This is a genomic window from Clostridium intestinale (assembly GCF_035905475.1).
In the GTDB taxonomy this organism is placed as follows: domain Bacteria; phylum Bacillota; class Clostridia; order Clostridiales; family Clostridiaceae; genus Clostridium_T; species Clostridium_T intestinale.
The window spans coordinates 2,284,821-2,300,031 of record NZ_CP121166.1; the positions used below are offsets into that span (position 1 = coordinate 2,284,821).

Here is a 15,211-nt window from a genome sequence, read left to right on the forward strand (position 1 = left end):
AAATGCAGAAACAAGGAACCTTAACTTTTTACGAATCATTTGCTTTTATAACTCTAATCACAATGTCAAAGATTTTCTATACCAGTGTAACTAGTGCTATGAACTTAACAAAAACCTCAACTTGGTTCATGACTCTAATTTCATGTTTTAGTAGTGTTATCATGTTTTATATTTGTTGTAAGCTTATGGAGAGATTTCCTGGAGAAAATTTATTTGGTGTTTTTGAAGGTATATTAGGTAAATTTTTCGGCAAAATATTTGGAATGTTTGTTTGTGCCTATGCAGTATATTATTCTTCATCTAACTTAATAGAATTTGTTAATATGCTTAAGGTTTATAGTCTGCCGAACACACCTCCAACCCTTATTATAACTACTATGTTAATAGCTGCATTAATAATAGTGTATCTTGGATTAGAAGTAATAGGGAAAATATCTAGCCTGCTTTTAATCCCTGTAATACTTGGATTACTATCTATATTTTTATTTGCAGCACCAAAATATAATTTTGATGCAATAAAACCATATTTAGGTGTTGGATTAAAAAAAACTTTTGAGGTAGGTTTTTTAAGAAGTTCTGCTTATACCGAGGTCACTATACTTTTAGTTTTAATAAACTCAATAGGGGGAGTTAAACAAATAAAAAAGATAGGAATTAGCAGCTTAATTTTAACAGGTATTCTTTTTTCTATCTCATTTTTATGTTATACATTTATCTTCGGTTATGCAGCTGGAGGAGAAAATATTTCGGGATTATTCGAGCTGTCTACTACTATTTATTTTAACAGATTTTTTCAAAGAGTCGATTCAATACTTCTATTTACTTGGATAATACCTTCTATAGTTACAACTTCAGCAGGAATTTATTTATGCCTTATAGACTACTCTAATGTGTTTAAAATAAAAGATTACAAACCATTGATTTTCCCCTTTTTATTTATAATATTTGTAGTGACTAGTTTGCCTAAAAATTCTTCTGAAGTAATAGAAATAAATATGAAAATAATAAGACAATACAGTTTTTTACCACTTTATATTTTCCCGATTATCTTACTCATAATCTCTATCTTATTTAACAAGAAAGGAAAAAACTATAATGCGAAAAAAGCTTAGTCTTATATTAGTAATTATTATATTTATTTCTACTAACTTTTATGGATGTTATGATTCTAAAGAAGTTGATGATCAAGTTTATCCTTCTCTTTTAGGAATAGATAAAGGAACCTTTAATAAATTAAGAATAACAATTCAGTATCCAACTTATATGGCCAGTCTATCTCAAAGTTCAGATGCTTCAAATAAGTCTGAAAACATTCTTTCTGGTAGTAACATACATGTTGTAGAATCACCAAGTATTATAGAAGCTCAAGATTTATTTCAAACAGAAATATCTAGAAGAGTATCTTATATACACCTAAAAGGAATTGTTATTTCTGAAGATATAGCAAAAGATGGTATGGGATACCTACTAAGTGCTATGAAAAAATATAGAGATATACGATCCTCAGCAAGTTTAATGGTCTCTAGATGTACTGCCGAAAATTTTATTAAAGAAAATATATCTAGCATAGGCTCTAGTCTTCCTAAAATGATAGAACTGCATTTATCTCAAGGTAAAAAGACAAACTATTTCCATCTGGTATCTTCTATAGAATTCTATAGATCTATGTTATCAAATTATGAAGAATCTATAGCTACCTATGTTGGGGTAAATGACATGACTTCTATTGATAACCCCTCTACTAACCCCAATCCCCCATTAAATATAGGAGAAGGTTATGTACCTGGGGAAATTCCTCGAAATGGTATAGCTAAAAGAGAATTTGCTGGAACGGCTGTTTTTAAAGGAGATATTATGGTTGGATTTTTAGATAGTTATGAAACCAGATTTTATTCTTTAATACGAGGTAAATATAAAAATGGATTCATGACAATACCAGATAAAAATGCCCCTAATAAAGTTATGGTTTTTGAAGTTAAAACTCAAAAAAAACCTAAAATAAAGGTTATAACTGATAAAGATACTGCTGAAATAAATATAGAATTGACTTTAGATGCTGACCTTCATTCAATACAAAGCCGCATCAATTATGAGAGCTTAGGTATGATAGATGATTTAAATAATCAACTAAAAAACTACTTAGAGGATGGAATAAGAAAAACCATCTTAAAAACTCAAAATGAATTTAAGTCAGATATTTTCGGTTTTGGTTATGCAGCTGTAAATAATTTTTTAACTATAGATTCTTGGGAAGAATATGATTGGCTTTCTAAATATCCAAAAGCAGACTGCAATCTTACTCTTAATGTAAACACATCTATTACAGGAGTTACATTTAAATCAAAAGAGATTACAAATTAGGAAGTGTACTATATATGGTTTATTTATTAATTATACCTATTATAATTTCATGTTTTTACACCTTTACTTATGGTTTAAACACATTAAAGAATGAAAAAAATAAGCTATCAGCCTTTGGAATTTTTCTTTTATCAATACTCGGTGCTATCATACCTATAGTATATATGTTTGTAAAAAAATAGGGAGGATTATTCCTCCCCTATGTTATTTCTTACTATAATTTATATGAAGTAATTTATGAGCTAACCCTTCACCTGGTTTACCCATATAACTTTCGTACATTTTTATAATAGCGCTATTTTCATGAGATTTTCTCTTAGGTAGATTTTTATCTTGGTTGTAAAGAACAGAGGCTCTAACAGCTCTTATATCCATTTTAGTTCTATCTGCTGAACTTACATGAGGTTGTCCTCCACCATTTACACATCCACCTGAACATGCCATCACTTCAATGAAGTGATACTCTTTTCCTTGAAGCTTTCCTGCTTTTACAAATTCAAAAACATTCACTGCCCCATTTATAACAGCCACATTTATATCTTTTCCAGCTATATTTACTGTAGCTTCTTTTATTCCATTAAGACCTCTTACTACTTCATACTCAATTTCTTTAAGTTCTTTCTTTTCTATGAAGTCTTTAGCACTTCTTAATGCAGCTTCCATAACTCCACCAGTAGCTCCAAATATAACTCCAGCTCCTGAGTACTCTCCCATAGCTGGATCAGCTTTGCTATCTTCTAAATTAGCAAAATCTATCTTTGCGTCTTTTATCATTTTTGCAAGTTCTCTTGTTGTTATAACCGCATCTATATTTCTTAAACCATCATATTCATTTTCTGGTCTATCAGCTTCAAACTTCTTAGCAGTACATGGCATAATATTTACTGTAAATATTTTTTTAGGATCCAATCCTTCTAAACTAGGATAATAGGTTTTAGCTGCTGTTCCAAAAATCTGCATTGGCGATTTTGCTGTCGAAAGATTCTTTAAAAACTCTGGATAATAATTCTCTACTTGTCTAACCCAAGCAGGACAACAAGATGTAAACATAGGGAAAGGCCCATTATTAGCTAGTCGTTGCCCAAGCTCCGTTGCTTCTTCCATTATTGTCATGTCTGCACCAAAATTTATATCAAATATTTTATCAAAGCCTAACATTCTCATAGATGTATATAATCTTCCAGTAGTATCAACCCCATAACCCATCTTAAATAATTCACCCATTGCGGTTCTTATTGATGGCGCCATAGCTACTATTACATGTTTTTCTGGATCAGCTAAAGCATCTTTTACTCTATCCATATGTGATTTCTCTGATAGTGCATCAACTGGGCAAGCAGCTACACATTGTCCACATAATATACAGTTTGTATCATCTAAACACTTATTATCTTTAAATGTAACCTTTAGTCCATCTCCATTATCAACTAACTTTATTGAACCAGTTCCTGTATGCTTTTCACAAGCTGCTTCACATCTTCCACAAAGTACACATTTAGTTCTATCTATAACTATAGACTTACTTCTATCATCAACATAGGTCGTTTTATCTGCCACTACAAATGGCTTACTAGCTCTTGCTTTATGTTTTATAACTAGTTTTAAAAACTCACAGTTTTCTCTTCTTTTACATGGTCCACATTTAAATTCATGTTTATCTAATAGTGTTGATATTCTATCTTTAACTGCATTTTGAACTTTTTCACTATTAGTATTTATAACCATTCCATCTTCTACATAAGTAGTACAAGAAGTAGCAAGTTCATCTCTTCCTTCTATTTCTACAACACACACTCCACAATTACCAATTTCGTTACAATCATCTAAAAAGCAAAGAGTTGAAATGTCTATTCCATTTTCTCCTGCTAATTTTAAAATAGTAGTAGCTTCATTAAATTCTACAATTTTTTCATTAATAACTACTTTATTCATAGTCTCCTCCAAGTAAATAAAATATTACTTTCCTGTAATCAGTTATTAATTTTATCATAGATTTTTCAAAACTTTAGCTTTCTCTTAATTTAAACTATTCTGAATTTAATACACAATTATGATATTTTTCATCTTTCAATCGTTTACAGATGTTATTTTAAAAATTAATTAAATATGAACTTAATCTTAGTTAAAAAAATATCATTAAATTTATGATTTTGATTTTTACATTTTCTTACCAAATTTATTAACTGTCTAAAATATTGCTAATTATATCACAATCTATTTATATTATTCAAATAAATTTAAAAATACCATATACATTCATATAATATATATGGTATTTACCTTTAAGACATTAAGAATAAGCTAATGAACTTCTCCATAAAATTGATAAATTTTTCACTAATATTAGGATACACTTCTCTTATTGTATTTATAATTTCTTTTAGATTTGAAGAATTATCAAATAAATATCTTCCTTCTCCGCTTTGTTTAAATATAGAAATTACACCCTTTGATATTCCACCTATTGCTATATTAGCGCTTGCATAACCACCACAAGCCATAAGTTTGCTAATTGCTACACCTCCTATGCTTACTCCAAAAGCCATTGCAATTCCACCGATAGAAAGTAATCCAGCTAAGCTAATTCCACCTATTGCAGCTAAAATACCCATTGCTATAGCTCCAAAACTTATAGCCCCAATAGAAATTCCCCCAAAAGCTAAAACTCCAATTGCAATACTTCCTATTGATATTATTCCTTTTGCTACTCCCATAGGCTTACAGTTTATATGAACTAGTGGTATTCCTAAAACAGTAACCTTTGATTTATATTCATACCAATAATAATCATGAAAATATCTTCTTTCAATTCCTATATTCGCTCTAAACTCTTCTGCAACATCTTCAGGATCTCCCATTAAAATATACGGATTAGTTTCTCCTGTTATCTGCTGTTTTTCTATTAGTGATGAATATAAATCTTCTCTTATATTTCTAGCCTTTTTTCCAGTTAAGCCAATGTTGCTAACTATTTTATTTATATAATTATCATATTCTTTATTCATAAATTTCCACCACCTTTATTATCAATATATTTTAAAACCTTGTTTGTTCTTTCATTTAAAATATGCCACGCCATGTCTTGGTTAAATGCTTCTATTTTTCCATGTTCCGTTATCTTATAATATTTTCTCGGAATTTTTCTCTCCTCATCAAAGGAAACCTTATAACTCTCCACCCATCCCTTATCTTCAAATTTATATAACATTGGGTAAAGTGTTCCTTCCTTTAAACTGTGATAGCCTTCGCTTAATTCCTCAAGTTTTTGAATTATTTCATAGCCGTACATATCTTTCTCTTTGAGTAATTTTAAAACTAACATAGAGAGAATTCCTTTTTTAAGTTGATTCTCGAAATCTGCCAATATATCACTTCCTTACTTAGGATATCTATATACCTAGGTTACCTAAGTATATTGTATACCTAAGTATTTAGATTTGTAAAGTATTTAGGTTACAATAGTATGATTTTTTTCTAAAAAAAGAGACTGCTGAAGTATTTCAGCAGTCTTTTATTAATTTATATAGTCTGGTCTATTAGGAATTATAATAGCGCAAATTATATATGCTAGAATTCCACTTCCTCCTAAACACACAAATAGCACCCACCCTAATCTGACTAGTGTTGAATCTATATCAAAATATTCAGCTATTCCTCCACAAACACCTGAAAGTTTTTTATCTGTTTCTGAAAGATATAATTTTTTATTCACTTCAATCCCCACCTTATAATATAATAGGCTTTAATTATATTATACCACTGACTTAGGTATTATTCATTCTTTCTTCTTTCATTTAAGAAAATCTTTAGGTTTACACATATGCTTTTGAATTATATTTGGGTTAAAAATTGAAGACTGTCCCCAAGTAATGACATTCCGCTGTTATTATCTAAACTTAAAATACTTTCTGGATGAAACTGAACACCTAATATTTTTAGATTCCTATGCATTACACCCATAAGTATTCCTTCTTCATCTTCACAGATATTTATAAGTTCTTCTCCAATTTCTTTCCCATATAAAGAATGATAAAGTCCTACTGTGAATTCTTCATTTACTGATGGCCATGGAGCTTCTTTTGATTTTTTAACTTTAAGTTTTTTGCCGTGTCTTGGATTCTCTATATAATCAAGTTTCCCTCCAAAATACTCAACTATTCCCTGAAGCCCTAGACAAACCCCAAGTACAGGTACACCTAGTTCTATAGCTATATCAATACTTTCATTTAATTTAAACTCACTTGGTGTTCCTGGTCCTGGAGAAATAATCAAAACATCAAACTTCTCTTCTTTTAACTTCTTTCTACCTTCTTCACCTCTATAAGTCACAACCTCAAAACCTAGAGTTTTAATGTAATTAGCTAAAGTATGAACAAAGGAGTCTTCATGATCTATAATTAATGCTTTTTTATTTTGGGGACGGTTATCTATTTTATTCATGGAATTAATGCTTAACTGTCCCTCAAAATTCTCTAAACTTTTAATCATAGCTAAGGATTTTACTTTTGTTTCTTCTTCTTCATCTTCTTCTATGGAGTTCATAAGAAGTGTTGCACCAACTCTTATTTCAACCTTTTTATCTATATATCTCAAAGTTCTTAGGGTTATTCCAGTGTTCATATCTCCATTAAACTTTATAAAACCTACTGCTCCACCATACCAGTTTCTTTTATCCCTCTCAACTTTCTCGATCCATTCTATTGCTCTTTTTTTAGGTGCTCCAGTTAGAGTAACTGCCCACATATGAGTTAAAAATGCATCTAAAGCATCATAGTTTTCTTTTAATACTCCTTCAACATGGTCAACCGTATGAATTAAGTGTGAGTACATTTCTATGGTTCTTCTATTAATTACCTTAACCGTCCCCTCTTTACACACTCTGCTCTTATCATTTCTATCAACATCAGTGCACATAGTTAGCTCTTCTTCATCTTTTTTAGAATTAAGAAGTTTCTTTATCTGCTCACTGTCTTCTATTGCATTAGCCCCTCTTTTAATTGTTCCGCTAATAGGGCAGGTTTCAACTTTCTTATCTTCTACCCTTACAAACATTTCTGGGGATGAGCCAATTAAATATTCTTTACCTAAGTTTATAAAGAAGTTATATGGACTTGGATTTATATTCTTTAAGTTGTGATAAATTTCTTTTGGATGAAGTTCTGTTTCTCTAACTATTGAATAAGATGGAACAACTTCGAACAAGTCTCCTCTTCTAAAACTTTCCTTTGCCAAGGTTACTATTTTAGCATAGTCTCCTTTTTTAATATATTCTTCATTTAATTTCTTTTGGATATCTTTTTGATTTATTAATTCATTATTTTTACAGGTACCTGTTGCTATTCCTTCATAGTAAAAATCATATTTTACACAAAAAGTCTTTGATAGTTTATTGTCTCTTAGATATATTTTTTCTGGGAAGTACAACACTACATCTTCACTCTCATCTCTTGATTTATGAAGTTTAATATCATCTTCAAATTGAAAAACAAGATCATAACCAAAAGCTCCATATAGTCCAAGCCAATTATCTTCACTTTTAAATCCGTTCATAAGAGCTCTTATTATTGTAAATATGCTTCTCTTTTTACTTCTTTCCTCTTCCCTATAAACCTTGTTATCTTTCTCTAGTGTGAATTTTATTATTTCTTCATTAACTTCTAAATTCAAGCCATCTATTTTTTGTAAAATTATTTTTACTATTTTTAAAAGTTCTTTTCCAGATCTACTTAATGCTCTTACCTGTCCCTGAAGTCCTGTAGTTCTAACTTCTAAATAAGGATTTACTACCCCAAGCTCCCATCTTGAATATCTATTAGGAAATTCATAGTTTGATGAAAATAGTGCTCCTTTATTATTATTTATTTCTTCCTCTAAAAAACTTAAATCTTTAAAGTTTATCTCCTCTTTGTGCGCAGTAATCTCAATATTCATTGGGGTTATATAATTTTTATCCATAATCATTCTGTAGCCGCCTTAATTAATTCTGAAATTTCTGCATAACCGTCCCCTCTTAAAAGTTTGATTATTTTGCTGCCTACAATAACACCATCCGAATATTGTTTTATCTCTTTAACATCATCTTTACTACTTATACCAAACCCAGCCATGATAGGAAGAGTGGAATTTTCTCTAATCTTTGTAAGACTGTCCCCCAAGTTTTTCTTATCTATTTCCTTTTCTCCTGTAACTCCTAATGAGGTTACAACATATAGGAAACCTGAACCTACTTCACATAAATCTTTAATTCTTTCTAAAGGAGTTGTTGGTGAATATAAAGGTACATAATCTATTTCATATTTTTTTATATATTTTTCTATAAAGGAAAGCTCCTCTATTGGAACATCTGGAAGTATTACTCCTTGAACTGATAACTCAGATGCTTTTTTAAAAAACTCCTCTAACCCAAACTTAAAGATAGGGTTTATATAACTCATTATAACTAAAGGAACTTCTGATACTTCTCTAACTTTTGATATTAACTCAAAAACTTTATGGATATTCACTCCATTTTTTAGTGCCTTGATTCCACTTTCTTGGATAACTGTCCCATCAGAAGCTGGGTCTGAAAAAGGTATTCCAAGTTCTATTAAGCTTGCTCCTTCTTTTTCTAAAAACAGTATATCTTTATAGGTTCTCTCTAAAGAATCTTCTCCAACCATGATATACGGAATAAATGCTTTTTCCCCTTTTTCTTTTTTCTCATTTAATAGCTTTAATAGATTACTCATTAGATTCACCCCCGAATAATTCACTAACTCTTTCTACATCCTTATCTCCTCTTCCAGATAAACATATAACTAAAACTTCATCTTTTTTCATAGTTTTTGCTTTCTTAACTGCATAAGCAACAGCATGAGCAGACTCTAGAGCTGGAATTATCCCTTCTAATTTTGATAAAAGTTTAAAACTCTCTAAAGCCTCATCATCATTAATTGGGTAATATTTTGCTCTTTTTATATCACTTAGATAACAATGTTCAGGTCCAACACCTGGATAATCTAACCCTGCTGATATTGAATATGGTTCAATAACTTGACCATCTTTATCTTGAATTAAATACATAAGTGCTCCATGTAAAATTCCCTTTTCCCCTTTAGCTATTGTTGCTGCATGTTCCTCAGTATCTATCCCAAGTCCACCAGCTTCTGCACCTATGAGTTCAACTTCTTCATCTTCTATAAAAGGATAAAACATCCCTATAGAGTTACTTCCTCCACCTACGCAAGCTACTATTGCATTTGGAAGTTTATCTTCTGCTTCTAATATTTGATTTTTAGTTTCTTTTCCTATTACACTTTGAAAATCTCTAACCATCTTTGGGTATGGATGAGGTCCTAAAGCTGAGCCAAGTATATAGTTTGTATCTTTAACATTTTCAGCCCAATATCTTAAAGCTTCGTTGCAGGCATCTTTTAAGGTTTTGTTTCCACTTTCAACAGCCACAACCTTAGCTCCTAAAAGTTTCATTCTAAATACATTTAAAGCTTGCCTTTTTACATCCTCAGCCCCCATGAAAACTATACATTCTAAGTTAAACATAGCTGCAACAGTAGCTGTAGCTACACCATGCTGACCTGCTCCAGTTTCTGCAACTACCTTTTTCTTTCCCATCCTTAAAGCCAGTAGAGCCTGCCCTACTGTATTATTTATTTTATGTGCTCCTGTATGATTTAAATCTTCTCTTTTTAAATAGATTTTAGCTCCACCGCAATACTCAGTTAATCTTTCTGCATAATATAATGGAGTTTCTCTTCCTACATATTTCTCAAGATAATAATTAAATTCTTTTTGGAAATTTTCATCTTTTATTGCCTCTTCATAGTATTTTTCTAGTTCTTTTAATGGTTCCATCAAAGTTTCCCCAACAAACCTTCCACCATAAATATCAAAATGCCCTCTTTCATTTGGTAAATTATACATTTATTTATGCCCCCTTACTATTTCTATAAATTCTTTTATTTTCTGCTTATTTTTAACTCCATCTACTTCCACACTTGATGAAACATCCACCATGTAAGGCTTTGAGATATCTATTGCATTTAGTACATTTTCGGCGCTAAGTCCTCCTGCTAAGATTATTCTTTCTCTATCTTTTTTGTTAACTGTCCCCAAAAATTCTAAAAGTTCAGATGATAGTTTGTTGCTATTTCCACCTTTTAAAAGTCCTTTTCCTTCCAATAAAATAAATGGAACATCATAGTTTAAAGCTTTATTTATATCTTCTAGAGTTTCAACATTGAAGGCTTTAATAAATTTAAAAGGAAGTTTTCTTATAAAGTTTTCATCCTCATCCCCATGAAGCTGAACCATGGATAATCCACCTTCATAGTAGTATCTTTTTATTTCATCTTCTGATTGATTAACAAAAACTCCAACTTTCTCTACATTACTTCTTATCTCTGAAGTAATAGCTTTTAAGGTATCAAGGTTTATTCTTCTTTTTGATGGACATAGAATAAATCCAAGGGCATCTGCACCTAATTCTTCTGCATATCCTCCTATTTCTCTGTCTCTAATCCCGCAAATCTTTATCTTTGTCATAGAGTTAACTCCCTAAAGGTTTCTTCAACATTTCCTGAAGTTACAAAACTTTCCCCAACTAATATCCCTTTAACACCATGTTCTTTTAGCTTCTTAACATCTTCTCTTGTTTTTATCCCACTTTCTGAAATAATTAGTCCATCTTCTTTTATATATTTAGAAAGTGATATCGTTGTATCTATGCTTACTTCAAAAGTTTCTAAGTTTCTGTTGTTTATTCCAATGATATCTGGATTAAGTTCCTTCGCTCTTAACAGCTCTTCTTCATCATGAACCTCCATTAAAACTTCTAAATTTATAAAATGTGCATAATCTAAAAGTTCCTTTGCCTCTTCATCTGATAAGACCTTCAGAATAAGAAGGATAACATCTCCACCATGAATCTTACATAGATCAATCTGTATTTTGTCAATGAAGAAGTCTTTATTTAATATGGGGACAGTTAAGCATTTTCTTGCATTTTCTAAGTCTTTATAGCTTCCTTTAAAATATCTCTCTTCAGTTAAAACAGATACTGCCTTAGCTCCAGCATTTTCGTAAATTTGGGCCATTTTTTCAACATCTAGATTTATATTTAAATCACCTTTTGAGGGGGAAGCTCTTTTTATTTCTGATATAATTCCTATAGTTTGGCTTTTTATTAGGGTATTTTTCAGTGACTGTCCCCTATTATTTTTAAGTTCCATAGCTTTATTATGAATCTCTTCTCTACTTAAAAGTTTTAAATCTTCTTTCTTTTTTTCAACTATTTCCTCTAAAATATTATGCATAACACTGACTCTCCTCAATTAGTTGATTTAATTTATTTAATGCTTTTTTGGAGTCTATAAGCTCTTTTCCTTTATCTATGCCTTCTTCTAAAGAGGAAACTTTATTTGCAGCTAGAAGTCCCAGTGCACAATTAAACAAAACTGTATCTCTGCAAGCTCCTTTTTTCCCATTTAAAATATCTAAAGTTATCTGTTTGTTGTATTCTGGCTCTCCCCCTTGAATATCATTTAATGTTATCCTTTCAAAACCTAGTTCTTCTGGAGTTATTGTTTTATATGCTATATCTTCTTTTCCTACTATGGCTAAATGTGTTTCTCCTGTTAAAGTCCCCTCATCCAATCTATCATCTCCATTTACAACAATTCCTGTTCTGCCCATAGCTTTAAGCGCTTTTGCTATTGGCTTAACCAAATCTTTTCTATAAACCCCTAAAAGCTGTGACTCTAGTTTAAACGGATTTGCAAGCGGTCCTAAAACATTAAAGATAGTTGGTATTCCAAGACTTCTTCTAACAAGCATGATATTTTTGAATTTTGGCTGCATGTTTGGTGCAAATAGAAAAACTATCCCAATTTTCTCTATAAGTTCTTCTATTCCTTCTTTAGTAATATTAATATTCACTCCTAAAGAAGTTAATAAATCTGCTGATCCACTTTTAGATGATATTGATCTGTTACCATGCTTGGCAACCTTCACGCCCCCAGCTGCTAATAGAAAGCTATTGGTTGTTGATATATTAAAGCTTCCACTTCTATCTCCACCTGTCCCACAATTATCAAAAAGACCTTCTATATTTTTTAGTTTTATAGCATTTTCTCTCATGCCTTCTGCCATTCCAGCTATTTCTTCATAGCTCTCACCTTTTGTTTTTAATGCAAGTAAAAATCCCCCAATTTCTCCTTGTGTAGCTTCATCTGAAAACATGTAGTTTACAGCCTCTTTTGCTTCTTTTTGATTAAGGTCACTTCCTGATGATACTTTTAATAAATAATTTTTAAATTCCATTATAAAAGCCCCCTTTTTTAATCTATTTATTGTAATAAAAAAAGCCCTCTATAGAACTTTAAAGTTCTATAGAGGGCGAATATCCGCGTTGCCACCTCTGTTAGCATAAATAAAATTACAAAAAGTTATAATCTTACCTATACCATCTCATTGTCAGATACTTTCATATCTTATCCCTGTAACGTAGGAAAACGTATTGCATACTCAAATTCAGCTCTCTCTCGTAAGTCCATTCGCTTAAAAAGTTATTGTAAGTTCACACCAAACCACTTACTCTCTGAAAATTCCTTTAAAAGTTACTACTCTTACTCATAGATTTTATCAATATTTTTTTATTAATAATATAATATGATTATAGTTATCTTTTGTCAATAAAAATTGGGGACAGTTAACAAAATTTGTTTGAATTAAATTTTATTAACTGTCCCCGAAATGTTTAACTCTCCTTTTTATTGTCAAGACTTTAGCTAAGGAGATGATTTTTATGCCAAGATTACCAAGAATAAAACAAGATAACGGTATTTTTCATGTGATAATGCGCAGTATAAGTGATGTAAATCTATTTAAAACTTCTGACGATAAAGTAGAATACTTAAAAATAATCAAAGAAACTCAGTATCTTTTTAAGTTTAAAATATACTCCTATTGTCTTATGAGCAATCACTGTCACTTTATAATTGACAGCTGTGGAGCTAATATTTCTAAAATTATGCATAGAATTAACTTCAAATATGCGCGTTATTTTAATCTTAAATACAATAGGCATGGCCACTTATTTCAAGATAGATTTAAGAGTAAACTAGTGTCTGATGAAAAATACTTATATTCATTATCACTCTATATACATAGAAATCCAATGGACATTAAAAACTATTCAAAATTTCCTGAGAAATATAGATTTTCGAGCTTATCCGTGTTTTTAGGAATTAAAGCTGATGAATTTGAAATTCTAGATTATTTGTTCATTCTCTCACTTTTATCTGATAGTTTAAAAAAATCAAGAGAAAAATACCTAGAGGCTCTTTTAATTACCAGTGAGTTGAAAGATAAAAATATTGATATGAAACAAGATAAATCCTTATATATGAGTGGAAAAGTTTATATTAATAGAAATTATTCTCCTAATTCAATAATCAATTTTGTATGTAATAAATTTAAAGTGAATAAAAATCTCATATTCAGTAAAAATGTTAGAGAATTTGTACACATACGAGCATTAATAGTAACTATGATACGATCTTTATGTGATATCAATATAAAATCTATATGTAGTATATTGGGTAATATTTGTGCATCTAACGTATCACGCCTGTCTTCAGTTGGCGTAGATTTATTAATGACTAATAGGATTTATTCAAACTTAATTGACGAATATGTTACTTTAAATTTAAAAGCTATGTAAGAAATCATATCTTAAAAGTTCTTTTAAAATTTTTTATTATTTGATAGTTAATTATGGACAAGTATCATAACTTTATAACTATTATTTATAAAAATCCTCATTTTCCCTATATGTTATTTAAATAACTAATACTTAACTGCCCCTAAAAGATATAGTTTTTATGAGTCTATCTTCCCCTATTACAACATTTTCAAAAATATCTTTAGCATTAACTAAATACCAACTTGGTTCTTCCATAGCTGGCGAGAAGTGAGTTAAAAGTAGTTCCCCTACCTCTGCATTTTTAGCTAAATTAGCTGCCTCTCTAAAAGTCATATGTTTATTTTTTATCGCTTTCTCTAGATCATTATCATCACCATAAGTGCCTTCACATATAAATATATAACTGTCCCTAACAAAGTTTATAATTTCATCTATAGGTCTTGTATCTGTTATTATTGATAACTTAATTCCTTTTCTATCACTACCTAAAACCATAGATGGATTAAATATTTTACCTTCAAACTCTATTTCATTTCCTTTTTGCAAAACATTCCATATATCTTTCGGTATATTATTTTCTAATGCATTTTCAACACTAAATTTTGGTGCTCTTTTTATATAAAAACTATATCCTAAGCAAGGAGCTGAATGATCAAGATTTAAAGTTGAGATATTAATAAAATTATCTAACTCTATAGTATCAATTGGATTTTCAATTATCTTAATATCATAAGGTAGATATGGACATATTACCCTTAGTGAATTAACTGTATTTTCAATTCCTTCTGGTCCTATTATTGTTAGAGGCTCTGTTCTTCCGCTATTTCCTATCGTAGATAGTAATCCTGGAAGTCCTACAATATGATCTCCATGAATATGAGTTATGCATATAATATCTATGGTTTTGAATCCCCAGCCAACCATTCTCATAGATACCTGAGTTCCTTCTCCACAATCCACTAATATCTTTCTGCCTCTATAATTTAATAAAATTGAAGAAAGATTTCTATTTGGCATTGGCATTCCTCCACCACAACCTAATAATGCTACATCTATCATAATATTCACCTCCTTGTTATATTATGCACTAAACTTATTAAATATTGTAATATATATGAGAAAAAATTGGGGACAGTTAATCATAAAATT

The 15,211-nt window shown here is 30.3% G+C and carries 14 protein-coding genes and 1 other annotated feature; of the genes, 3 read left to right on the forward strand and 11 right to left on the reverse strand.

The features are described from left to right. Nucleotides 1-2 precede the first annotated feature (2 nt). Nucleotides 3-1,112 carry a GerAB/ArcD/ProY family transporter gene (locus P8F83_RS11875; RefSeq protein ID WP_326514746.1) on the forward strand — a complete coding sequence of 370 codons (1,110 nt, stop codon included), beginning with the start codon at nucleotides 3-5 and terminating at the stop codon, nucleotides 1,110-1,112. Further along, complete coding sequence (locus P8F83_RS11880; protein ID WP_315109197.1) at nucleotides 1,096-2,361, forward strand: Ger(x)C family spore germination protein; 1,266 nt, start codon at nucleotides 1,096-1,098, stop codon at nucleotides 2,359-2,361. Before P8F83_RS11875 ends, P8F83_RS11880 begins: the two co-directional genes overlap by 17 nt. A gap of 204 nt (nucleotides 2,362-2,565) precedes the next feature. Here P8F83_RS11880 and P8F83_RS11885 read toward each other — a convergent pair whose 3' ends face one another. The 10 genes from P8F83_RS11885 to trpD form a co-directional block, all read right to left on the reverse strand. After that, on the reverse strand, nucleotides 2,566-4,293 hold the full coding sequence (locus P8F83_RS11885) for a ferredoxin hydrogenase (RefSeq protein WP_326514747.1): 1,728 nt from the start codon (nucleotides 4,291-4,293) through the stop codon (nucleotides 2,566-2,568). A 350-nt stretch (nucleotides 4,294-4,643) separates the two neighbouring features. Beyond that, a complete protein-coding gene (locus P8F83_RS11890; protein WP_315109202.1) occupies nucleotides 4,644-5,366 on the reverse strand; it encodes a hypothetical protein in 723 nt (240 codons plus the stop codon). Next, nucleotides 5,363-5,683, reverse strand: a complete 321-nt coding sequence (locus P8F83_RS11895; protein ID WP_073018925.1) for a PadR family transcriptional regulator — start codon at nucleotides 5,681-5,683, stop codon at nucleotides 5,363-5,365. The genes P8F83_RS11890 and P8F83_RS11895 overlap by 4 nt, the downstream gene beginning before the upstream one ends. A gap of 192 nt (nucleotides 5,684-5,875) precedes the next feature. Further along, complete coding sequence (locus P8F83_RS11900; protein ID WP_286908777.1) at nucleotides 5,876-6,073, reverse strand: PspC domain-containing protein; 198 nt, start codon at nucleotides 6,071-6,073, stop codon at nucleotides 5,876-5,878. Nucleotides 6,074-6,192: 119 nt separating this feature from the next. Next, on the reverse strand, nucleotides 6,193-8,322 hold the full coding sequence (locus tag P8F83_RS11905) for an anthranilate synthase component I (protein WP_326514748.1): 2,130 nt from the start codon (nucleotides 8,320-8,322) through the stop codon (nucleotides 6,193-6,195). Then, nucleotides 8,319-9,089: a tryptophan synthase subunit alpha gene (gene trpA / locus P8F83_RS11910; protein ID WP_326514749.1), complete on the reverse strand. Its 771-nt coding sequence runs from the start codon at nucleotides 9,087-9,089 to the stop codon at nucleotides 8,319-8,321. The genes P8F83_RS11905 and trpA overlap by 4 nt, the downstream gene beginning before the upstream one ends. Next, nucleotides 9,082-10,281, reverse strand: coding sequence for a tryptophan synthase subunit beta (trpB, locus tag P8F83_RS11915; RefSeq protein WP_326514750.1), 1,200 nt, complete (start codon nucleotides 10,279-10,281; stop codon nucleotides 9,082-9,084). Before trpB ends, trpA begins: the two co-directional genes overlap by 8 nt. Further along, the gene (locus tag P8F83_RS11920; protein ID WP_326514751.1) at nucleotides 10,282-10,902 is read right to left on the reverse strand and encodes a phosphoribosylanthranilate isomerase; all 621 of its coding nucleotides are present in this window, start codon (nucleotides 10,900-10,902) and stop codon (nucleotides 10,282-10,284) included. Further along, nucleotides 10,899-11,672 carry an indole-3-glycerol phosphate synthase TrpC gene (gene trpC, locus P8F83_RS11925; protein ID WP_326514752.1) on the reverse strand — a complete coding sequence of 258 codons (774 nt, stop codon included), beginning with the start codon at nucleotides 11,670-11,672 and terminating at the stop codon, nucleotides 10,899-10,901. The genes P8F83_RS11920 and trpC overlap by 4 nt, the downstream gene beginning before the upstream one ends. After that, entirely contained in the window at nucleotides 11,665-12,678 is a 1,014-nt protein-coding gene (gene trpD / locus P8F83_RS11930; protein WP_315109224.1) for an anthranilate phosphoribosyltransferase, read from the reverse strand. Before trpD ends, trpC begins: the two co-directional genes overlap by 8 nt. A gap of 68 nt (nucleotides 12,679-12,746) precedes the next feature. After that, nucleotides 12,747-13,000, reverse strand: a binding site (T-box leader). A 162-nt stretch (nucleotides 13,001-13,162) separates the two neighbouring features. Between trpD and P8F83_RS11935 the strand changes: the two genes are divergently transcribed. Next, the gene (locus P8F83_RS11935; protein ID WP_326514753.1) at nucleotides 13,163-14,080 is read left to right on the forward strand and encodes a transposase; all 918 of its coding nucleotides are present in this window, start codon (nucleotides 13,163-13,165) and stop codon (nucleotides 14,078-14,080) included. A gap of 132 nt (nucleotides 14,081-14,212) precedes the next feature. Here the strand turns inward: P8F83_RS11935 and P8F83_RS11940 are convergent, their stop codons facing one another. Further along, complete coding sequence (locus P8F83_RS11940; RefSeq protein ID WP_326514754.1) at nucleotides 14,213-15,121, reverse strand: ribonuclease Z; 909 nt, start codon at nucleotides 15,119-15,121, stop codon at nucleotides 14,213-14,215. Nucleotides 15,122-15,211 lie beyond the last annotated feature (90 nt).